The sequence below is a fragment of the Micromonospora sp. CCTCC AA 2012012 genome, from assembly GCF_040499845.1.
GTDB lineage: Bacteria > Actinomycetota > Actinomycetes > Mycobacteriales > Micromonosporaceae > Micromonospora > Micromonospora mangrovi.
Genome location: NZ_CP159342.1, coordinates 1,435,989 through 1,456,203, shown reverse-complemented (window position 1 = coordinate 1,456,203; position 20,215 = coordinate 1,435,989). Strand labels below are relative to the sequence as shown.

The following is a 20,215-nucleotide window of genomic DNA, read 5'->3' as shown; positions in this document are numbered from 1 at the left end:
AGCGGGTCAGGAGGCGGACGGACGTCGGGTGGCCAGCTCCTCCGACAGCCGCTCCGCCTCCCGCAGTTCGTGCCGCATCCCCCGGGACCGGAAGCTCGCCGCCGCCTGCTCCAGCAGCGCGCCGGCGGCGGTGGTCTCACCGCAGCGGGACAGCACCCGGGCCAGGTCCAGACGGACCACCGCCGCGCCGCCGTGGTCCATGATCTGTTCCCGCACCGAGAGGGCCTGCGCGAAGGCGTCCCGGGCCTGCTCGTAACGTCCGCTGGCCTCGTGCACCTCACCGAGGTTGCGCAGCAGGTGCCCCTCGCCGATGATGTCGCGACCCCGGCGCACCATCTCCAGCACGCCGGTCAACGTCCGTTCCGCCTGGACGTGCTCGCCGCGTCGCAGCAGCACCTGACCGGCCCGGCGGAGGGCGTGCGCCTCGCCGTGGGCGTACCCCACCGAGCGAAAGATGGTCAGCGCCTCCTCGAGCTGGTCGTGCGCGACGGCGGTGTGCCCCCGCCGCATCCAGATGTACGCGCTCTGGGTCAGCACGGTCGCCCGGCCGACCACGTCGTCGACCCGTTCGAAGTCCCGCGCGGCCTGCTCGTAGAGGAGCAGGGCCCGGTCGTCCTCGCCGATCTGCCGGTCGAGCAGGGCGAGGTCGCGGCGGCACAGGGCCAGCCCGTGCGGGTCGCCCAGGTCGTCGAAGATCTCCAGCGCCGCGCCGAGCGCCCGCCGCGCCTCCTCCGGCTGCTGCCGGCTCAGGTGCATGGTGCCCAGCGAGCTGAGCACGGCCGCGGTGCCGCGGCGGTTGTCGGCCGCGCGGGTCGCCTCCAGCGCCCGCCGGTGGGTCCGCTCCCAGTGGTCGAAATAGCCGCGCGCCTCGAAGAGGGTCACCAGCGTGGTGGCCAGGTCCCAGCAGAGTTCGTGCAGCCCGGCCTGGGCGGCCTGCTCGACGGCGAGGCAGAGGCTGGGATGTTCGCTGTCCAGCCACTCCATCGGCTCGGCCAGCAGGCTCTCCACGTAGGAGGCCGGCGGCTGCCAGCGCGGTCCGTCGCCGCGCAGCACGGTGTAGTCGCCGCCGTAGATCCGGGCGTGGGCCTGCTCGGCGATCGCCAGCCAGCCGCCGACCATCCGCTCGGTCGCGGCGAGCTGGACGGCGGGGCTGTCGTGCAGGGTGAGCTGCTCGCGGGCGAACAGCCGGATCACCTCGTGGAACCGGTAGCGGAACTCGCCGGTGCGCTCCACCGCCACCGCGTCCAGCATCTGCACGTCGACCAGCGGCTCGACCAGGTCGGACGGGAACGGGCGGTGGTCGTCGAGCAGCGCGCCGGCGATCCAGCCCGGCACCGTCGGCCCCTCCGCCAGGCTGAACAGGCGCAGCAGCCGCCGGTCGGCGCGGTTGAGCCCGTCGTGGGTGAGCGAGAGGCTGGCCCGCATCGTCATCTCGCCGTGCGCCAGCTCGTCGAGGCGGTGCCGCTCGTTGGCCAGCCGGTGCACCATCGACGCCAGCGTCCAGTGCGGGCGGGCGGCCAGCCGGGCGGCCACGATCCGCAGCGCCAGCGGCAGTCCCCCCACCGTACGCACCAGCGCGCCCGCCGCCTCCGGTTCCCGGGCGACCCGCTCCACGCCGATCACCCGGCCCAGCAGCTCCAAGGCCTGCGCCTGGTCCAGCACGTCCAGCTCGACCCGCTGCGCGCCGGGCAGCGCGGTCAGCCGGGAGCGGCTGGTGACCACGACGGCGCAGCTGCTGCTGCCCGGCAGCAGCGGGCTGATCTGGCGCTCGTTCGCCGCGTCGTCGAGGACCACCAGCATCCGGCGCGAGGCCAGCAGGGTCCGGTACATCTCGGCGCGTTCGTCGGTGCCGTCGGGGATCACCGGGCCGGGGATGCCGAGCGCCCGCAGGAACCGGCCGAGGGCGTCCCGCGCGCTGACCGGCTCGGTGCCGGCGCCCCGCAGGTCGCAGTAGAGCTGACCGTCGGGGAAGCGGCTGCCGCCCAGCCGGTGCGCGACGTGGGTGGCCATCGCGCTCTTGCCGATGCCGGGCTTGCCGGCGATCACCACCAGACCGAGCGCCCGCTGCCCGTCGCCGCCGAGCAGCGCGGCCTCCACCGTCCGCAGCACCGGCTCGCTGGCGACGAAGTCCGCCGTGTCGGCCGGGAGCTGGTGCGGCTTCTCCTCGCCGTACGCCGGTGCCGGCGCGACGGCCGGCGCCGGGCGGGCGGCCTCCGGTCGGTGCGGCGCCGGGCCGGCGGCGTGCAGCGCCGGATCCCCGGCGAGGATGGCGGCCTCCAGCTGGCGCAGCTCCTCCCCCGGCTCCAGACCCAGCTCGTCGGCGAGCAGCTGCCGGCCCGCCCGGTAGACGTCCAGCGCCTCGGCCTGCCGGCCGGAGCGGTGCAGGGCCAGCATCAGCTGCCCGCGCAGCCGCTCCCGCAGCGGATGCTCGTGCACCAGCCGGCTGATCTCGCCGACCAGCTCGTGGCTGCGCCCGAGGCTCAGCTCCAGCTCCAGATAGGTCTCGACGGCGGTCAGCCGGTCCTCGTCCAGCCGCACCCCCCGGGTACGCAGCGCCTCGCTGGGGATGCCGCTGAGGCACGGCCCCCGCCACAGCGCCACGGCGGCCCGCAGGGTCTCCGCCGCCTCGGCGACCCGGCCCTCCTTGACCAGCACCCGGGAGGCCATCACCTGCCGGTTGAACACGTGCAGGTCGACCGCGTCGTCGTCGGTACGCAGCAGGTAGCCGGGAGCACGGGACACCACGGACGCGGCGACGCCCGCCGCGACGAAGCTCTTGCGCAACCGGGACACGCAGATCTGGATCTGGGTACGGGCGGTGTCCGGTGGTTCCTCGTGCCAGATCAGGTCGAGCAGCCGGTCGGTGCCGACCACCCGTCCCGCCTCCATCAGCAGGCAGGCGAGAATGATCTCCTGGCGTCCCGGCGGGATCCGAACCGTCCCGGTGGCCCCTTCCACCTGCAGGGGGCCCAGGACCCGGAAGACGATTCCGGGCGGTGCGACCGGGCGGGCGAGGGTCAAGTCGGGCATGAGTCTCCAGGGCCGACAGCTATTCAGGAATGGCGTTTCTGAAAACAACTTCACTTCATCGGGGTGCCCGTTGTCCAGCCGCGCGCGACCAACCTTGTCGACCCGTCCGTAGGTTGCGCAATCCCGTTCCGGGATGGTCAAGTGGAGCGTCGCAGCCCGGCCGGCACCCGGTCCGAGGCGGCTGCCGTTCGGGCGGTGAATGGCAGGCGACCAACGGGGAAAGCGCCGTGATAGGCCGGAGTTGCCTGGTCGGTCGACAGTTGTCTGCACAGCCACCCAGTGTGGACAACGGGGAACCAGGCAGAGGAGACCGCCGGATGATCAGCCACCGGGGTTCACGGACGCGCAGCGCTGTCGCCACCGCGGCCGGAGTCGACCACGTGCGACTGTCGTACCACTATCTCGACACGGGCGACATCGACGGCTACGCCTCGCTGCTCGACGAGCACGTGCAGGTGCGGCGGCCGGACCTGGCGCAGGGCCGGGGCCGGGCCGAGGTGCTCCGGATCCACGCCCAGGTCGCCGGCCCGCCGACCCGGCACCAGATCTTCAAGGTCATCGCGGACGGCGACGGGGTGGCGGTGACGGGCCGCTACACCGGCTCGTCGAGCCGGACCGACCTGGACTTCGTCGACGTGTTCACGCTGACCGACGAGGGGATGCTGCTGGGCTACCGGCGCTTCTACTTCGTCGCGCCCGCCTGAGGGCGGGACCGGCGCCGGACCAGGTCGAGCATCTCGTCCACCGAGCCGGCCGGGTCGGTGACCGGGAACTGCACCTCCCGGATCACCGTCTCCGGGTCCACCAGCAGGGTGAGCCGCTTGAACCGGTCCACCCCGCCGGCCCGGAAGGTCGGCAGGAGCAGCCCGGCGGCGAGCCGGCCGTCCTGGTCGGACAGGAGCGGGTAGGGCAGTCGGGCGTGCGCGGCGAAGGCGGCGAGCTGGTCGGGGCGCTGGGTGCTCACCCCGCGTACCTCCGCACCGGCGTCCCTGAAGCGGGCGTGCCGGTCGGCGTACGTCCGGGATTCCAGCGTGCACCCGACGGCGCCGGGAATGTCCGCCCAGCCCGGTGGGAGGCCCTGGGCGGCGGGGGCGAACGCCCCCGGGAAGAGGTACAGCACGGTCCATCGGCCGGTCCCGGCCGGTGGCTCCGCGCCGCCGTCGTGCCGGGGCAGCAGCACCGGGGGGAGCCGGCGCCCGACGAGACCGTGCACCCGGCGCGCCTCGGCGGAGCCGGGTTCGGCGGTGGCGGTGAGGTCACCCTGGCCCAGCACGTGCCGGGTGCCCCAGTCCTGGAGCGCGACCAGCACCGGCAGCAGCCCCTCGCCCTTCGCGGTGAGCAGGTAGTCGTGGCGCGGCGGATGCCGCGAGTACGGCTCACGGCGCAGCACCCCGTTCGCCACCAGCGCGCCGAGCCGCTCGGTCAGGGCGCGCCGGCTCACGCCCAGCTCCCGCTGGAGGGCGTCGAACCGGGTGGTGCCTCCGGCGACCTCGCGGACGATCAGCACGGTCCACCAGTCGCCGAGCACGCCGAGTGCCTGCGCGATGCCACAGTCCGCGTCGCCGAGGTCGGCCCGTCGCACGTCCCACCTCCCGCTCGACCCGTCCCGCCGACTATAGTCCGTTCCAGATTGGAACTCACTGGCTCGCGCGTACGGGGGTGGGCGGCATGGCCGTCGTTCAGGGAGCCGGGGTGTTCTGGCGATGGTGGGCCGCCGGCACGACCAGCTCGGTCGGGTCGGCGGTCGGCGCCGTGGCGCTGCCGCTGACCGCACTGACCGTGCTCGACGCGAGCGCCTTCGAGATGGGCCTGATCACCGCGGCGAGCTTCGCCGCCTGGCTGGTGATCGGGCTGCCCGCCGGGGTGATCGTGCAGCGGCTGCCGCTGCGCGGCGCGCAGGTCGGCGCCGACCTGGCCCGCGCCGGGGCGATCGCGTCCGTTCCGCTGGCCTGGTGGTGGGGTTGGTTGAGCGTCGCCCAGCTCGTGGTCGTGGCGCTGGTGGTGGGCTTCGCCACCGTGCTCTTCGACGTCGCCAACGCCACTTTCCTCCCGGAGATCGTCGCCCGCGAGCAGCTGCACGCCCGCAACAGCCTCACCTCCGCCACGCATGCCGCCACCCAGCTCAGCGGGCCGTCCCTGGGCGGGCTGGCGGCGCAGGCCCTCGGCGCGGTCCCGACGGTGCTGGTCGACGCGGCCGGCTACCTCGTCTCGGCGGCGCTGCTGCGCTCGCTGCCCGCCCGCCGGGTCGACGCCCCCGACCGGTGGCCCCCGGTCCGGGAGCTGATCGGGGAGGGCTGGCGCTACGTCACCCGCCATCCGGTGCTGGGCCCGACGATGTGGGCCGCCACGGCGGTCAACGTCGTCTGCGGGGCGCAGCTCGCCGTCTATCCGCTCCACCTGGTCCGGGAGCTGCACGCCCCGGCCGCCCTGGTCGGCGTGCTGCTCGCGGTCGAGGGCGTCGGTTCCGTGCTCGGCGCGGCGCTGACGCCGTGGATCACCGGCCGGTGGGGCACCGCACGCTCGCTGCTGGTCGCCTGCGCGGTCGCCGTCCTCGGCGCGGCCGTCGTCCCGCTCGGGGTGGGCTGGCCGGCCTACCTGGCGTTCGCCGCCGGCAACGTGGCCTTCGCCGGCGGGGTGGTGGTGCTGAGCGTCACCACCCGCACCTACCGGCAGACCGCCAGCCCGCCCGAGCTGCTCTCCCGGGTGATGGCCACCGTCCGGTTCGTCTCCTGGGGCGCGATCCCGGTCGGCGGCCTGGTCGCCGGTGCCCTCGCCGGGGTCGTCGGCACCCGGGTCACCCTGCTGCTCTTCGCCGGCGCGGCGGCGCTCGCCCCGCTGGCCCTGCTGCTGTCCCCCGTGCGGCGCCTGCGCGACCTCACCGACCTGCGGGTCGACGGGCCGCCCCCGGTGCCCGCGCCGGTCGGCTGACCGACCCCGCGGACCGCCCTCACCCGGGCGGCAGGGCCCCGGCCACCCGACGGACCCGCTCGGGGTGGGTGAGCACGTCGACGCTGTCGACGTACTGGTCGACCGCCCCGAGCGGCGGCCGGGCCCGCAGCACCGGGTCGGTGATCCCGGCCCGCAGCGCGGCGGCGAACCGGCCGGCGTCGAGCACCAGGAAGGGCCGCTGGTGGAAGGGGCGGGCCGTCGGGTCGACCGCCTCGGCCAGGCCGGTGTCGTTGGTCCAGCCGGCGACCGTCTCCAGGGCCCGGACCAGGCCGGCCTGCCGGTCCGCCCAGCCGGCGGGGCCGAGGGCGTCGACCAGCGCCGCGACCACCGGCCCGGCCGCGGGCAGGCCGGCGAAGACCGTGCCGAGCCACTTGGCGTACGGGGGCCAGCGGCGGTGCAGCAGCAGCCCCAGCCGCATCAGGTCCCGGGCGACCCCGGCGGCGACCACCCGGCTGCCCAGCTCGTCACCCACCTCCGCGCAACGTCCGACCAGGTGCTCGGCCTGCGCGACGCGGGCCCACGCGGCGGCCAGCACGTGCCGCCACACGTCGTCCGGATACCAGGCCAGGCGGGCCCGGACGGTGTGCAGCGCCCCGCCGAGACCGTCGTGGAAGACCGCGCCCCCGGTCAGCTCGGCCAGCCGCTGGGTGGGCGTGGCCAGCCAGTCCGCCGTCCCCACCCCGCCACGCGGGTCGAAGCCGAGCCGGTCGCGCAGCCAACCGCCCAGCTCGGCCACCTGCACCCCGTGCCGCTCACCGGCCGGGTCGGCGACACCGAGGCGGACCTCCGGCCCACCCCGGAACCGGGTCGGCCAGTCGAGGAACCGGGCCGGCAGCTCCGCGTCCAGCAGCCTGAGCAGCGGGGCCACCTCGGCCGGGTCGTCGACCAGGAGCAGCGCCCGGGGACCCCAGTCGTGGTCGGTGGAACGCGCGGTGTCCAGGCCGAGCAGCTCCGAGCCGCCGTCGAGCAGGCCGGCCGCGTACCGCAGCCCGGGCCGGCGCCGGGCCAGCAGCGGGGCCAGCACCTCGTCGTGGAAGCGCCGGGCGAGGACCAACCCGGGTACGAACGTCATCCCCGCAGTCTGCCCGGGTCACCCGCCGGACGGGGGACCGCCGCCCCGCCACCAGCCTGGACCGGGCCGTGCCGGTCCCCCACGACGTCGTACCGCTGTGCCAGGCTGTCGGCGTGGCAGAGCAACCCCCGATCCTGCTGATCGACGCCCCCAGCCTCTATTTCCGGGCCTACTTCGGCATTCCCGAGTCGGCCGCGCGGACGGCGGCGGGCCAGCCCGTCAACGCCGTCCGCGGCTTCCTCGACATGCTGGCCCAGCTCGTCCGCACCCGTCGGCCGGACCGGATGGTCTGCGCGCTCGACCACGACTGGCGGCCGGCCTGGCGGGTGGAGCTGCTGCCGTCGTACAAGGCGCACCGGGTCGCGCCGGAGGGCGGCGAGGTGGTGCCCGACACGCTCTCCCCCCAGGTGCCGATGATCCTGGAGGTCCTCGCCGCGATCGGCGTCACCGCCGTCGGCGCCACCGGCTACGAGGCCGACGACGTGCTCGGCACGCTCTCGGTGACCCAGCCCGGCCCGGTCGAGGTGGTCTCCGGCGACCGCGACCTGTTCCAGCTGATCGACGACACCCGCCGGGTGCGGCTGCTCTACGTCGGCCGGGGCGTGGCGAAGCTGGACGACTGCGACGACGCCGCGGTCCGGGCCCGGTACGGCGTCCCCGCCGACCGGTACGCCGACTTCGCGGCGCTGCGCGGCGACCCGAGCGACGGGCTGCCCGGGGTGCCCGGGGTGGGCGAGAAGACCGCCGCCCGGCTGATCGACCGGTACGGCGGCCTCGCCGGCATCCTCGACGCGCTCGACGACCCGACGTCCGGGTTCGCCCCCGGGCTGCGGGCCAAGCTGGACGCGGCCCGGGACTATCTGGCCGTCGCGCCGAAGGTGGTCCGGGTCGCCACCGACGTGCCGCTGCCGCCGCTGCCCACCGCGCTGCCGACGGCGCCGGCGGACCCGGACCGGTTGCTGGAGCTGGCCGAGCAGTGGAACCTGGCCGGCTCCTGCCGCCGCCTCGTCGACGCCCTCGCCACCCGGGACTGAGTGGGAGTCGGCCGACCCGGTCGGGCCGGCGACTCTGAGTTCAGAACAGGCCGACCCGGTCGGGCCGGCGACTCTGAGTTCAGCACCGTCCGACCCGGTCGGGCCGGCGCCGCGGCGACGCGGCCGTCAGCGGGACGACGTGTCGCGCCGGGACGGGAAGGGCGTGCCCGGCGAGCCGAGGGTGGTCCGCCCGCGCAGGCCCACCGGGTCCGGCGTCGGCTCCGGCGTCGGACGGCTGTGCTCCGGGCTCCGCCGCGCGTCGAGGTACGCCGCCCCGGCCAGGTCGTCCTCGGTCGGCGCGGCGAGCAGCGCGTAGACCAGCCCGACCACACCGAAGACCACGGCCAGCACGATCGGCACCAGCAGGCCGCTGACCTCGGTGCCGGCCAGCTCGCCCTGCCGGTCGTGCACGTGCACCGACAGCGCGCTCATGCCGGTGAAGTGCATCCCGTTGACGGCGATGCCCATGACCAGCGCGGAGGCGGCGATGGCGAGGCCGCGCCGGACGGTCATCGACAGCCAGAGCGCCACCGTCGCGGCGACCACCGCGATGAGCACCGACAGGGCCACCCGGGTGGGGTCGTAGGCGAGGGTGCCGTCCAGCCGCATCGCGGCCATGCCGGTGTAGTGCATGGCGGCCACGCCGAGGCCGGTGAAGAGCCCACCGGCGAGGAGCCGGACCACCGAGAGCCGGCCGGTGCCGACGATGGCCAGGCCGATGCCGACGGCCGCGACGGCGATCGCCGTGCTGGCCGCGGTGATCGGCACGTCGTAGCGGATCCGGGTGCCCTGGACGGCGAAGCCGAGCATCGCCATGAAGTGCATCGCCCAGATGGCCGTGCCGCCGAGCGCCCAGGCGGCGAGCAGCCCCCACCGGGCCCGCTGCCCGCCGGTGGTGGCGGTCCGGATCCGGCCGGCGCAGACCAGCCCGAGGGCCGAGCCGAGCACCGAGAGCGCGTAGCTGAGCGCGGGCGTGATCCACCCGTACTCAAAGTGATTGATTTCCGCCATGACGGCCTTTCCCCCAAAGAGCTACCGGCGCGTAACAAGTGCGCCCTCGCCATGATCGTGGAGGCCCTGAACAGGCACGACGGCACCCCCCGGGAAATCCGGGGGGTGCCGTGGCGGTGACGTTCCGATGCGTCGATTCTCGGCGGTAGGTGACCGAAAGTGATGATCAGGCGGTGGCGTGGTAGGCCAGCACACCCCGGTTGACGGTCCCGATGGCCTGCCGCGCGGTGGCGCGCAGCTCGGCCGAGGCGCCGCCGGAGTCGGCGAGCTGACCGAGCAGGTCGACGACCTGCCGGGACCAGCGGACGAAGTCCCCGGCCGGCATCTCCCCGTCGATCTGGTGTCCGCTCGCGAGCACCTTCGCCAGGGTCTCGCCCTTCGCCCAGCGATAGATCGGCCAGGCGAAGCCGAGGTCCGGCTCGCGGGTGACGGTGAGGCCCCGGGCCGCCTCGTCCGCCTCGATCTCCCCCCAGAGCTTGAGGGTCGCCTCGACCGCCTCGGAGACCGGGCCGCGCGGCAGCGACGCCCGCTCGTCGACGTCCCGGCGGGCCTCGAAGACCACCACGGAGACGGCGGCGGCCAGCTCGGCCGGGGAGAGCCCGTCCCAGACCCCCCGGCGCAGGCACTCGGCGACCAGCAGGTCCGCCTCGGTCCAGATCCGGCCGAGCATCCGGCCGGCGTCGGTGACCTCGCCGTCGGCGGAGAGGTAGCCCCGGGCGGTGAGCAGCGCGACGATCCGGTCGAAGGTCCGGGCCAGGGAGCCGGTGCGGCCGGCCACCCGCTCCCGCAGCTCCTCGGTGTCGCGTTCCAGCCGACGCCGGCGCTCCGCCCAGCGGGCGTGCTCCTCCCGCTCGGCGCAGGCGTGGCAGGGGTGCCGGCGCAGCTCGGAGCGGAGCTGGCTGAGCCGGTGGTCCTCCCCGGCGGCCTGTCGGGACCGGCCGCCGCGTCGCCCGCCGTGCCGGTCCAGCCCGGTGCCGCTGACCTCGGCGGCGAGGTCCCTCCGGGCGGCCGGGGAGCGGTGGTTGAAGTGCTTCGGCACCCGGATCCGGGCCAGCACCTCGGCCGGGGTGGTGAAGTCGCCGGGGGTGACCCGCCCGGCCCACCGGTCCTGGGTGAGCACCAGCGGCCGGGGCTCACCGAAGCCCCCGGTGGCCGGGTCGAGCACCACCGCGAGACCGGCCCGCCGCCCCGACGGCACCCGGATCACGTCACCGATCCGCAGTCGCTCCAGGGAGGCCACCGCGGCGGCCTTGCGCTGGGTCTGCCCCTGCCGGGCGATCGCGCGTTCCCGGTCGGCGATGGCCACCCGCAGCGCGAAGTACTCGTCGAAGTCGCCCTGGTGGCAGGCCGCCTCCGCGCCGTACGCCTCGATCGTCTCGGTGTTGCGCTGCACCTGCCGGGCCAGGCCGACCACCGACCGGTCCGCCTGGAACTGCGCGAACGAGGACTCCAGCAGCGCCCGGGCCGGCTCCGCGCCGACCGTGCCGACCAGGTTGACCGCCATGTTGTACGACGGCCGGAAGCTGGACCGCAGCGGATAGGTGCGGGTGGAGGCCAGGCCGGCCACGTGCCGGGGGTCGGTCTCCGGCGACCAGACCACGACGGCGTGCCCCTCGACGTCGATGCCGCGCCGGCCGGCCCGCCCGGTGAGCTGGGTGTACTCCCCCGGGGTCAGGTCGACGTGCGCCTCCCCGTTGAACTTGACCAGGCGTTCCAGCACCACGCAGCGGGCCGGCATGTTGATGCCGAGCGCCAGGGTCTCGGTGGCGAAGACCGCCTTGACCAGGCCGCGCACGAAGAGCTCCTCGACGACCTCCTTGAAGGCCGGCAGCATGCCCGCGTGGTGGGCGGCGAGGCCGCGCTCCAGGCCGTCGAGCCACTCCCAGTAGCCGAGCACGGTGAGGTCCTCGCCGGGGATGGCGGTGATCCTCGACTCGACCACCTCGCGGATCTCCGCGCGTTCCTCGGCGGAGGTGAGGCGCAGGCCGGCGGCGAGGCACTGCTGCACCGCCGCCTGGCAGCCGGCGCGGCTGAAGATGAACAGGATCGCCGGGAGCAGGTTCTCCCGGTCGAGCCGCTCGACGATGTCCGGGCGCAGCGGGCCGCGCCAGCGGGGGCCGCGTCGTCCGGCGCCGGGGCCGGCGCTGCGCCCCTCCCCCAGCTCCAGCCGACGCACCGTGTCCCGGGTGTAGCGCAGCAGCTCGGGGTGGACGTCGTGCTTGCGGGCGGCGTCGGCGTCGTGGAACAGGTCGAACATCCGCTTGCCGACCAGCATGTGCTGCCACAGCGGCACCGGCCGGTGCTCGCTGACCACCACCGCGGTCTCGCCCCGGACGGTGACCAGCCAGTCGGCGAACTCCTCGGCGTTGGAGACCGTCGCCGAGAGGGAGACCAGGGTGACCGAGGCGGGCAGGTGGATGATCACCTCTTCCCAGACGCCGCCCCGGAACCGGTCGGCGAGATAGTGCACCTCGTCCATCACCACGTAGGCCAGGCCCTGCAACGTGCTGGAGCCGGCGTAGAGCATGTTGCGCAGCACCTCGGTGGTCATCACCACCACGGGCGCGTCGCCGTTGATCGCGTTGTCGCCGGTGAGCAGGCCGACCTGCTCGGCACCGTACCGGTCGACGAGGTCGTGGTACTTCTGGTTGGAGAGCGCCTTGATCGGCGTGGTGTAGAAACACTTGCGCCGGGTCGTGGGCCCGGGCGCAGCGTCGGCCGCCGCCGGCTGCCCCGGCGCGCCCCGCAGGGCCAGATGTACGGCGAACTCGCCGACCACGGTCTTGCCGGCGCCGGTCGGGGCGCAGACCAGCACGCCGCTGCCCCGCTCCAGGGACTCGCACGCCTCCCGCTGGAAGTCGTCCAGGTCGAACCCGAGATCGCGGGCGAATTCGTCCAGGGCCGGGAAGGCGGAGGCCTGCGCGGCCCGGCGGCGTGCCGCGGCGTACCGCTCGGCGGGGCTCGACATGTCTCAAGATTAATCGCTGGGTCCGACGACCACCGGGTAAGGCCATCCGGCAGGAAGGTCGGAGGGGATCGGTAGGGTGCACGACGTGCCGGACCATGCCGAACCGCCCCACACCTCGAGCGGCGCCGACGACGCCGTCCGCCCGAGCCCGTCCCGTCGGCCCGTGGAGGCGGTGCTCTTCGACTTCCACGGCACCCTCGCCCAGGTGGAGGAGCCCCGCGAGTGGGTGCTCCAGGCCGCCGCGGCGTGCGGGGTGGAACTGGACCGGGTGAAGGCCACCTCGCTGGCCGACCGGCTGCTCACCGCCGGGCGGGCCGGTGGGCCGCTGCCGGCCCGGGTGCCGCCCCGGCTGGCCGAGCTGTGGGCCGACCGTGATCTCTACGAGCACGCCCACCGGGCGGCCTACACGGGTCTGGCCGAGACGGTGGACGCCGGCATCGACGGCTTCGCCGACGCCCTCTACGAGCGGCTGCTGATCCCCGACGGCTGGGTGCCGTACCCGGACACCGAGGCGGTGCTCAAGGCGCTGCGGCAGGGCGGGGTGAAGGTGGCGGTGGTCAGCAACATCGGCTTCGACATCCGGCCGCTGTTCGCCGCCTGGGGGCTGGCCGACCTGGTCGACGCGTACGCGCTGTCGTACGAGGTGGGGCGCTGCAAGCCCGACCCGGGGATCTTCCTGCGCGCCTGCGGCCTGCTCGGCGTCGACCCGGAGCACACGCTGATGGTGGGTGACACGCCGGCCGACGCGGGCGCGGCGGCGGCCGGGTGCGCGGTGCTGGTGCTGCCCGCCGCTGAGCCGGGTCGGGCCAGCGGGCTCGGCGCCGTACTGGATCTGGCCCTGTCGTCCTGAGCTGCGGTTTCCGCCGCTAACACCGGCCGGTGAGCGCGTCACGTAGCGGCGCTAACCGGTCCGGCTTATCGTCGCAGTCATGATCGAGATGTCGCCCCGGGACCGGATCGTCCGCGCCGCCGCCGCGCTGCTCGCCGAGGGCGGCCGGGACGCGGTCACCACCCGGGCGGTCAGCCGTGCCGCCGGGGTGCAGGCGCCGACCCTCTACCGGCAGTTCGGCGACCTGCGCGGGCTGCTGGACGCGGCGGCCAGCTTCCGCTTCGCCACCTGGCTGCACGACCAGGCCGCCCCGGAGGCCGCCGATCCGGTCGACGACCTGCGGCACGGCTGGGACACGCTGGTCGCGTTCGGCGTCGCGCAGCCCGCCTGCCACACCCTGATGTACGGCGACCCGCGTCCCGGGGAGCGTCCCACCGCCGCCCGGGTGGCCGCCGACATCCTCCGTCAGCTCGTCCACCGGGTGGCCGAGGCGGGCCGGCTCCGGGTCGACGTGGACCGGGCGGCCGAGATGGTGCACGCGGCGAACTGCGGCGTCACCCTGACCCTGATCGCGGGAGGCGACCCCGCCCTCTCCACCGCCGTCCGGGAGGCCCTGCTCACCGCCGTCTGCGCAGACAGTCCCGCCGCCCGCACCCTGCGCCCACCCGACCGACCGGTACGCCACGCGGTGGCGCTGCGCGCCGCGCTGCCGGAGGTGGCCGCCGACCTGTCCCCCGCCGAGCGGGCGCTGCTCGCCGAGTGGCTGGACCGCCTGGTCGGCGTCCACCCCTCCCGCGCCGCCGGGGCGGCCTGAACCACCCGCCACCGCCGGTGCGGCGCGTCCCGGGCCACGGGCTAGCGTCAGGGCCATGACCAGCACCGCACCGATCCCCGTACGCGCTCCCCGCCGCTGCGGCGGCCGGCTCGGTGCGGTCGGGCTGGTGCTGGGCGGCGCGCTGTCGGTGCACTTCGGCTCGGCGGTCGCCGCACTGCTCTTCCCCCGGGCCGGGGTGGCCGGCACGGTGACGCTGCGGCTGACCCTGGGCGCGCTGCTGATGCTGCTGGCGTGCCGGCCCCGGCTGCGCGGGCACGACCGGGCCGCCTGGCTCTCCGTCGTCGCGTTCGGGCTGGCCCTGGCCGGCATGAACTCGGTCTTCTACCAGGCCATCGACCGCATTCCGCTGGGCCCGGCCGTCACCCTGGAGGTGCTGGGACCGCTCACCCTGTCGGTGTTGACCGCGCACCGCTGGACCGCCTGGTGCTGGGCCGGCCTGGCACTGGCCGGGGTGGCCCTGCTCGGTCAGGGGGGCTTCGACCGGCTGAACCCGGTGGGCGCCGGCCTCGCGCTGACCGCCGGGGCGCTCTGGGCGGCGTACATCGTCTGCTCGGCCCGGGTCGGGGGCCGCTTCCCCCGCGCGGACGGGCTGGCCCTCGCCCTCGCGGTGGCGGCCGTGATCACGCTGCCGTTCGGCCTGCTGGACGCGGGGACGCGGCTGTGGCACCCGGGCACGCTGGCGCTCGGCGCCGGGCTGGCGCTGCTCGCGTCGGTGCTGCCGTACACCCTGGAGCTGCTGGCGCTGCGCCGGCTGCCGACCTCGACCTTCGCGGTGCTGATGAGTCTCGGCCCGGCGCTCGCGACGCTCGCCGGCTGGCTGGTGCTGCACCAGGACCTGCGGGCGGTGGAGCTGCTGGCGATCGGCCTGGTGATCGTGGCCAGCGTCGGCGCCGTACGGGCCGCCGCGCCCCGGACGGACGAGCCCGGTGAGCCGGCCGGGCCGGTGGCCGAGGGGCCGGACGGGCAGCTCAGCGCAGCAGCCGCACCGCCTGCGGCTCGGCGGTGATCCGTACCGGCAGCTCCAGCGCCCGCTCCCCGTCGGCGTAGCTGGTGATGCCCTCGGCCCACAGCTCCACCGTCCGCGCCCGGTAGCTGCGCACCAGCGGGTGCGTGACGTGGGTGCCCCGATAGATCTGCGGCTTCACCCGCATCAGGGTGCGCCGGTCGAACCGCCCGCCGACCACCACGTCCAGCAGCCCGTCGGTGGGGTCGGCGTCGGGGCAGATCCGCATCCCGCCGCCGTAGCTGGCGCAGTTGCCCACCGCGACCAGCACGGCGTCGACCTCGTGCGGCACGCCGTCGAGGCGCAACCGGTAGCGGCGCGGGCGCAGCCGGGCCAGCTCCACCAGGATCGCCAGGTCGTAGCGGCGCGGGCCGCGCGGCCGGCGCATCCGGTTGGCCCGCTCGTTGACGATCGCGTCGAAGCCGGCCGCCAGGACCGCCCCGTACCAGCGGTCGGGGCCACCGTCGGCGGCGGTCAGCCGGGCCAGGTCGACCGGGTGCCGACGACCCTCGCGCAGCGCGGCGGCGATCACCTCGGCGGCGGCCAGGGGGTCGGCCGGGAAGCCGGTGTCGACGGCGAAGTCGTTGCCGGTGCCGGCGGGCACCGGACCGAACGGCACGTCCGTCCCGGCGACCGCCTGCAACGCCCGGTGGATGGTGCCGTCGCCGCCCACGGCGACCAGCGCGCCGGCGCCGTCGGCGACCGCCGCGTGGCAGGCCGCCTCCGCCTCGTCCGGCGTACGGGCCTCCAGCAGCCGAACGGGGTGACCCGCGGTGCCCAGGCGCGCCAGCAGCTCGGGCAGCAGTCCCCGGTGCCGCCCCCGCCCGGCGGTCGGGTTGGCGAGCACGGCGACGGGGCCGGTCGGGACATGATCGTGCGCGGTCACGGCGAGCACCGTACGCCGACGGCCGCGCCGCCCACCAGGGGAGATCACCGGGTCCGGCCGACCGGCGCGCGATCACGCCCACCTAGGCTGGTCCCGGCCGCCCGCCCGGCCGTGACCCGGTGATTGGAGTGCCCGCGTGCCCGACGAGATCCCCCGCTATCTGTGCAAGGAGATGGACGCCGCCGACCCGCTCGCCGACCTGCGCGACCGGTTCGTCTTCGTCGACGACGACCTCATCTACCTCGACGGCAACTCGCTGGGCCGGCTGCCGGCGGCCACCCCGGACCACCTGGCCCGGCTGGTCCGCGAGGGCTGGGGTGAGCAACTGGTGCGCGGCTGGCCGACCTGGATCGAGTGGTCCCGGCGGATCGGGGACCGGCTCGCCACCCACGCGCTCGGGGCCCGCCCCGGTGAGGTGGCCGTCTCCGACTCGACCTCGGTGAACCTCTACAAGCTCGCCGCCGCCGCGCTCGACGCCGCCGGGGACCGGCGGACCGTGCTGGTCGACGGCGGGGACTTCCCCACCGACCGGTACATCCTCCAGGGGCTGGCCGAGGCCCGGGGGCTCACCCTCCGGGTGCTGCCCAGCGACCTCGACCAGGGGCTGGACCCGGCGGACCTGCGGGCGGCGCTGAGCGAGGACGTGGCGCTGGTGGTGCTCTCCGCGGTCTCCTACCGGTCCGGGGCGCTGCTGGACATGGCGGCGGTCAACGACGCCGCCCGGCGGGTCGGCGCGTACGTGCTGTGGGACCTGTCGCACGCGGTCGGGTCGGTGCCGGTCGAGCTGACCGCCTCCGGCGCGGACCTCGCCGTCGGCTGCACCTACAAGTACCTCAACGGCGGACCGGGCGCGCCGGCCTTCCTCTACGTACGCCGGGAACTCCAGTCCCGGCTGCGCCAGCCGATCCAGGGCTGGTTCGGCCAGCGGGACCAGTTCCGGATGGGCGCCGACTACGATCCCGCACCGGACCTCGACCGGTTCCAGGTCGGCACGCCACCCGTCCTCGGCATGGCCGCCCTCGACCCGGCGCTGGACGTCCTGGCCGACGCCGGCATCGAGCGGGTACGCGAGAAGGGCGTCCGCCTCACCGAGCTGATGGTCTCCCTCGCCGACGCGTGGCTGACCCCGTACGGCTTCACGCTCGCCTCGCCCCGCGACCCGGCCCGCCGGGGCAGCCACGTCTCGCTGCACCACCCGGAGGCGCTGCGGATCAGCCGGGCGCTGGCCGAGCAGGGACGGGTCGTCGGTGACTACCGCACCCCGGACCGGCTGCGGCTCGGGCCGGCCCCGCTGTACACCCGCTTCGTCGACGTCTGGGACGCCATGGACCGGCTGCGGGACATCGCCGAACGCCGCTCGTACGAGCGCCTGCCGCGCGAGGCGCCCCGGGTCACCTGAGTCCCCGTACGGACGCGGACGGCACCCGGAAACCCGGGTGCCGTCCGTGCCGTCGGTCGGATCAGGGCAGGTCGATCGGGCGGAGCACCCGGTCGACGGCGTGCGCGATCTGCTTGTTGCCCTTGTTGATGTCGAAGACCACCACGCGGGCGTTGCGGTCGTTGGTGTCGGCGTCGATCAGGCGGACCTGCCGGCCGTACCAGCAGTGCCGCACGTCCACCTCGACGGTGCTGCCGAGGGCGGTGGTGAGGTCCGCCCCGTCGGCCTTCAGCGCCGCCTTCCGGTCGATCGTGGCACCCGGCACCACGTGGTAGAGCAGCACGTTCTCCACGGTGTCGATGCCGAGGCCGGCGACGGCGGTGAAGGCGGCCTGCTCGCTGGGCAGCGTACGGGCGTGGGTGATGTCGCGGACCAGCTCCCGGAACGCGCCGTCGGTGGGGATGAACGCGGTCAGCGCGACCGAGCCGTCGGTGAGGACCTTCACCGGGGAGTTCGGCTTGGCCTCCAGCACGGCCAGCACGGCGGCGGTGAGCACGTCGAAGTCCCGCGAGTTGCGGTCGAAGCCGCTGGTGTCCTTCGTCAGCACCGCGGCGAGCGACCGGCTGCCGGTGCCGGAGGCCTGCGCCGGGACGGCGACGGCGGCGGTGGCCACGGCGGTGGCCATGGCCCCCACGGCCAGGCGGGCGGCGAGTCGGGTGATCTTCATCGGTGGACCTTTCGTCGGGGCGAAGAATCCGTGACTGTCGTCACGACCATTGCTTCGCCCGCACCTCACCGGGTGGATGCATCCTCAGTGCACTGTTTTCCGGATCCACCGGACCGGCCGCCCCGGTGCCGCCCGCCACACCGATATGATCATCGTGGCCTGCGGCGACGGCCACGGCAGGCCGGGAGGCACCGATGTACATCAGCGAGGTGAAGGCGGAACTGCTGCGCCTGCTCGCGGACTCGCCCATCGCCTCACCCGACGTCATCGAGCTCGTCCGGGAGTTCGTCCACGTCGGCGAGGAGGGCCTGGCCTTCGACACGTTGTGTTCGTCGATCCATGAGGACGATCTTCCGATCAGCCGCTCCTTCTACGAACGGCTCGTCGCGATCGCCCCCGAGGTCGGCATGGAGGAGTCGCTGGACGGGCTGGAGGAGCTGGTGCGCGAGCACTGAAGCCGTGAGCCCGAGCCCCGCCTTCGGGAGCCGGGAACCACCCGTCAGAAGGTGATGCGGACCTTCAGGGCGGTGCGCTCGTCCATCGCCCGGTAGCCGTCCGGCACCTGGTCCAGGGTCACGCTGCGGTCGAAGACCGGCGACGGGTCGATGGTGCCGGCGAGGACGTCGGCCAGCAGCTCCGGGATGTACGCGCGGGCCGGCGCGACGCCACCGCCGACGGCGATGTTGCGGCCGAACATCTGGCCGATGTCGACACCCGCGCTGCCGCCGTGCGGCACCCCGACGTAGCCGACCGCCCCGCCGTCGCGGGCGATGGAGATCGCCGTCCGCATCGACTCCTCGGTGCCGACGGCCTCCAGCACGGCGTGCGCGCCCTGGCCGCCGGTCAGCTCCCGCACCGCCGCGATCGCCGCCTCGCCGCGCTCGGCCACCACGTCGGTCGCGCCGAAGGAGCGGGCGATGTCGGTGCGGGCGGTGTGCCGGCCCAGCGCGATGATCTGCTCGGCGCCGAGCCGCTTCGCGGCGAGCACCCCGCAGAGGCCGACCGCGCCGTCACCGACCACGGCGACGGTGGCACCGGGACGCACCCGGGCGGCCAGCGCGGCGTGGTGACCGGTGGCCATGACGTCGGAGAGGGCGAGCAGGGCGGTCAGCAGCCGCTCGTCGCCGGCCGCCTCGGCGGGCAGCCGCACCAGCGTGCCGTCGGCGTACGGGACGCGGACGGCCTCGCCCTGGCCGCCGTCGGAGCCGGGCTCGCCCCAGAACCCGCCGTGCGGGCAGGACGTCTGGAGGCCTTCCCGGCAGAAGTCGCAGACCCCGTCGGACCAGACGAAGGGCGCCACCACCAGGTCGCCCACCGCGACCGAGCCGACCTCGGCGCCGACCGCCTCGACCACGCCGAGGAACTCGTGGCCGATCCGCTGGCCGGGCTGCCGCTTCGCCACCCCCCGGTACGCCCACAGGTCGCTGCCGCAGATGCAGGCGAGCACCACCCGTACGACGGCGTCGGTGGGGGTCCGGACGGTGGCGTCCGGCACCTCCTCGACCCGGATGTCGTTCGGGCCGTGGATCACGGTGGCGCGCATGGCGGTCTCCTCCGAAGGTGATGACGTCGAGCTGGTCGGGTGCCGGGGCGAACGCTAGACCCCGGTGTCGCCGCCGCTCGCCCGCCGCGCCGCCGACGTGGCCCGCCTCACCGGTTCCAGCATGGGCCCCTCCTGCGGCGGCGGCGGGGAGAAGGGGCCCGTGCTCACCCCTCAGGCGACGCGGAGCGGCTTGACGACGTCGGCCGTGCCGTCGCCCTCGATCTTCAGGGTCCACGCGCCGGGGGTCTTCAGCGGCACGATCTTCTCGGCGGTGGCGTTCGGCTTGGCCTCGATCTCGGCGACGACCTTGCCGGACGGGTCGACGATCTCCAGCGAACGGGCCGCTCCCGCCTTGTTCTCCAGCTTGAACTCGATCTTGTCGCCGGACTCGGCGATCAGGCCGTCGGCGCCGGTCACGCCGGTCGCGGTGACCGCCACCTCGACCTCCCGGTCGTACGCGGCCTCCGGCTCCTCGGCGGGGGCCGAGCCGCCGGAGACGGTGATCCGGGTCCGGATGCCGTCGCCGGTCTGCCCCGGCTTGCAGGCCACCTCGTACGTGCCGTTGGCGAGGCTCGCGGTCACGTTCCGGGTCAGTCCGGGTGCCACGTTCTCCACCTCGGCGATCACCTGGGTGTACGCGTCGCCCTGCCGGCCGTAGACGTACACCTCGGTGGTCTGCTTGCCCTTGTTGGTGACCGCGAAGGTCGCCTCGCCGGGCGTGAAGCTGGTCTTGGCGACCGCGCAGCTGCTGTCGGTGGCGGTGACCGCCACCGCCTCGGCCTTGGCGGAGTCGTCACCGCAGGCGGTGAGGGCGGCCGCGGCGCAGAGGGCGACGGCGACGACAGCGGTACGGCGGCTCATGGGCTCTCCGGTTGAGGGGCTCGGGTGTGGGCATCGACGAGACGCCCCGTCGACGCCCAGAGAATAAGGTAAGCCTTACCTGCCGTCGG

General features: G+C 75.0%; 17 protein-coding genes. 8 read left to right on the top strand and 9 right to left on the bottom strand.

What is annotated here, in order from left to right:
• Nucleotides 1-6: 6 nt before the first annotated feature.
• Nucleotides 7-3,030: an AfsR/SARP family transcriptional regulator gene (locus tag ABUL08_RS06785; protein ID WP_350935557.1), complete on the bottom strand. Its 3,024-nt coding sequence runs from the start codon at nt 3,028-3,030 to the stop codon at nt 7-9.
• Nucleotides 3,031-3,347: 317 nt separating this feature from the next.
• On the opposite strand from ABUL08_RS06785, the gene ABUL08_RS06780 reads away from it, so the two are divergent.
• The gene (locus tag ABUL08_RS06780; protein ID WP_350935555.1) at nt 3,348-3,734 is read left to right on the top strand and encodes a nuclear transport factor 2 family protein; all 387 of its coding nucleotides are present in this window, start codon (nt 3,348-3,350) and stop codon (nt 3,732-3,734) included.
• Here ABUL08_RS06780 and ABUL08_RS06775 read toward each other — a convergent pair.
• Entirely contained in the window at nt 3,713-4,612 is a 900-nt protein-coding gene (locus ABUL08_RS06775; protein ID WP_350935553.1) for a winged helix-turn-helix transcriptional regulator, read from the bottom strand. The two genes, ABUL08_RS06780 and ABUL08_RS06775, sit on opposite strands and share 22 nt — an antisense overlap.
• 86 nt (nt 4,613-4,698) lie before the next feature.
• Between ABUL08_RS06775 and ABUL08_RS06770 the strand changes: the two genes are divergently transcribed.
• Nucleotides 4,699-5,958, top strand: coding sequence for an MFS transporter (locus ABUL08_RS06770; RefSeq protein WP_350935551.1), 1,260 nt, complete (start codon nt 4,699-4,701; stop codon nt 5,956-5,958).
• 19 nt (nt 5,959-5,977) lie between these two features.
• Here the strand turns inward: ABUL08_RS06770 and ABUL08_RS06765 are convergent, their stop codons facing one another.
• On the bottom strand, nt 5,978-7,051 hold the full coding sequence (locus ABUL08_RS06765) for a DUF4037 domain-containing protein (RefSeq protein WP_350935549.1): 1,074 nt from the start codon (nt 7,049-7,051) through the stop codon (nt 5,978-5,980).
• 113 nt (nt 7,052-7,164) lie between these two features.
• Between ABUL08_RS06765 and ABUL08_RS06760 the strand changes: the two genes are divergently transcribed.
• Complete coding sequence (locus ABUL08_RS06760) at nt 7,165-8,085, top strand: 5'-3' exonuclease (protein WP_350935547.1); 921 nt, start codon at nt 7,165-7,167, stop codon at nt 8,083-8,085.
• Nucleotides 8,086-8,211: 126 nt separating this feature from the next.
• Here ABUL08_RS06760 and ABUL08_RS06755 read toward each other — a convergent pair whose 3' ends face one another.
• Both ABUL08_RS06755 and ABUL08_RS06750 read right to left on the bottom strand, forming a co-directional pair.
• The gene (locus ABUL08_RS06755; protein ID WP_350935544.1) at nt 8,212-9,096 is read right to left on the bottom strand and encodes an MHYT domain-containing protein; all 885 of its coding nucleotides are present in this window, start codon (nt 9,094-9,096) and stop codon (nt 8,212-8,214) included.
• A gap of 166 nt (nt 9,097-9,262) precedes the next feature.
• Nucleotides 9,263-12,064 carry a DEAD/DEAH box helicase gene (locus ABUL08_RS06750; RefSeq protein WP_350935542.1) on the bottom strand — a complete coding sequence of 934 codons (2,802 nt, stop codon included), beginning with the start codon at nt 12,062-12,064 and terminating at the stop codon, nt 9,263-9,265.
• 85 nt (nt 12,065-12,149) lie between these two features.
• Between ABUL08_RS06750 and ABUL08_RS06745 the strand changes: the two genes are divergently transcribed.
• From ABUL08_RS06745 to ABUL08_RS06735, 3 genes are all read left to right on the top strand, one after another.
• Nucleotides 12,150-12,914, top strand: a complete 765-nt coding sequence (locus ABUL08_RS06745) for an HAD family hydrolase (RefSeq protein ID WP_377522176.1) — start codon at nt 12,150-12,152, stop codon at nt 12,912-12,914.
• Nucleotides 12,915-12,993: 79 nt separating this feature from the next.
• Nucleotides 12,994-13,707: a TetR/AcrR family transcriptional regulator gene (locus tag ABUL08_RS06740; RefSeq protein WP_350935538.1), complete on the top strand. Its 714-nt coding sequence runs from the start codon at nt 12,994-12,996 to the stop codon at nt 13,705-13,707.
• Nucleotides 13,708-13,762: 55 nt separating this feature from the next.
• A complete protein-coding gene (locus ABUL08_RS06735) occupies nt 13,763-14,734 on the top strand; it encodes an EamA family transporter (protein WP_350935536.1) in 972 nt (323 codons plus the stop codon).
• On the opposite strand, the gene ABUL08_RS06730 is transcribed toward ABUL08_RS06735, so the two are convergent.
• Nucleotides 14,697-15,626 (bottom strand): diacylglycerol/lipid kinase family protein, encoded by a 930-nt coding sequence (locus ABUL08_RS06730; RefSeq protein ID WP_350938536.1) that lies wholly within the window; start codon nt 15,624-15,626, stop codon nt 14,697-14,699. The genes ABUL08_RS06735 and ABUL08_RS06730 overlap by 38 nt on opposite strands.
• Nucleotides 15,627-15,753: 127 nt before the next feature.
• Here ABUL08_RS06730 and kynU point away from each other — a divergent pair, with 127 nt between their 5' ends.
• Entirely contained in the window at nt 15,754-17,016 is a 1,263-nt protein-coding gene (gene kynU, locus ABUL08_RS06725) for a kynureninase (protein WP_350935535.1), read from the top strand.
• A 61-nt stretch (nt 17,017-17,077) separates the two neighbouring features.
• Here kynU and ABUL08_RS06720 read toward each other — a convergent pair whose 3' ends face one another.
• On the bottom strand, nt 17,078-17,722 hold the full coding sequence (locus ABUL08_RS06720) for a fasciclin domain-containing protein (protein WP_350935532.1): 645 nt from the start codon (nt 17,720-17,722) through the stop codon (nt 17,078-17,080).
• Nucleotides 17,723-17,916: 194 nt separating this feature from the next.
• Between ABUL08_RS06720 and ABUL08_RS06715 the strand changes: the two genes are divergently transcribed.
• Nucleotides 17,917-18,177, top strand: a complete 261-nt coding sequence (locus tag ABUL08_RS06715) for a MafI family immunity protein (RefSeq protein ID WP_350935530.1) — start codon at nt 17,917-17,919, stop codon at nt 18,175-18,177.
• Between the two features lie 44 nt (nt 18,178-18,221).
• Here ABUL08_RS06715 and ABUL08_RS06710 read toward each other — a convergent pair whose 3' ends face one another.
• The gene (locus tag ABUL08_RS06710; RefSeq protein WP_350935529.1) at nt 18,222-19,265 is read right to left on the bottom strand and encodes a zinc-dependent alcohol dehydrogenase family protein; all 1,044 of its coding nucleotides are present in this window, start codon (nt 19,263-19,265) and stop codon (nt 18,222-18,224) included.
• 171 nt (nt 19,266-19,436) lie between these two features.
• Nucleotides 19,437-20,126 (bottom strand): cupredoxin domain-containing protein, encoded by a 690-nt coding sequence (locus tag ABUL08_RS06705; RefSeq protein WP_350935527.1) that lies wholly within the window; start codon nt 20,124-20,126, stop codon nt 19,437-19,439.
• Nucleotides 20,127-20,215: the final 89 nt, after the last annotated feature.

Excerpts from the sequence above, each read along its gene's own strand:
- ABUL08_RS06710 (WP_350935529.1), bottom strand. The coding sequence starts at position 19,265 with ATGCGCGCCACCGTGATCCACGGCCCGAACGACATCCGGGTCGAGGAG.
- ABUL08_RS06750 (WP_350935542.1), bottom strand. The coding sequence starts at position 12,064 with ATGTCGAGCCCCGCCGAGCGGTACGCCGCGGCACGCCGCCGGGCCGCG.
- ABUL08_RS06770 (WP_350935551.1), top strand. The coding sequence starts at position 4,699 with ATGGCCGTCGTTCAGGGAGCCGGGGTGTTCTGGCGATGGTGGGCCGCC.
- ABUL08_RS06780 (WP_350935555.1), top strand. The coding sequence starts at position 3,348 with ATGATCAGCCACCGGGGTTCACGGACGCGCAGCGCTGTCGCCACCGCG.
- ABUL08_RS06755 (WP_350935544.1), bottom strand. The coding sequence starts at position 9,096 with ATGGCGGAAATCAATCACTTTGAGTACGGGTGGATCACGCCCGCGCTC.
- ABUL08_RS06720 (WP_350935532.1), bottom strand. The coding sequence starts at position 17,722 with ATGAAGATCACCCGACTCGCCGCCCGCCTGGCCGTGGGGGCCATGGCC.
- ABUL08_RS06715 (WP_350935530.1), top strand. The coding sequence starts at position 17,917 with ATGTACATCAGCGAGGTGAAGGCGGAACTGCTGCGCCTGCTCGCGGAC.
- ABUL08_RS06735 (WP_350935536.1), top strand. The coding sequence starts at position 13,763 with ATGACCAGCACCGCACCGATCCCCGTACGCGCTCCCCGCCGCTGCGGC.
- ABUL08_RS06765 (WP_350935549.1), bottom strand. The coding sequence starts at position 7,051 with ATGACGTTCGTACCCGGGTTGGTCCTCGCCCGGCGCTTCCACGACGAG.
- ABUL08_RS06785 (WP_350935557.1), bottom strand. The coding sequence starts at position 3,030 with ATGCCCGACTTGACCCTCGCCCGCCCGGTCGCACCGCCCGGAATCGTC.
- ABUL08_RS06740 (WP_350935538.1), top strand. The coding sequence starts at position 12,994 with ATGATCGAGATGTCGCCCCGGGACCGGATCGTCCGCGCCGCCGCCGCG.
- ABUL08_RS06705 (WP_350935527.1), bottom strand. The coding sequence starts at position 20,126 with ATGAGCCGCCGTACCGCTGTCGTCGCCGTCGCCCTCTGCGCCGCGGCC.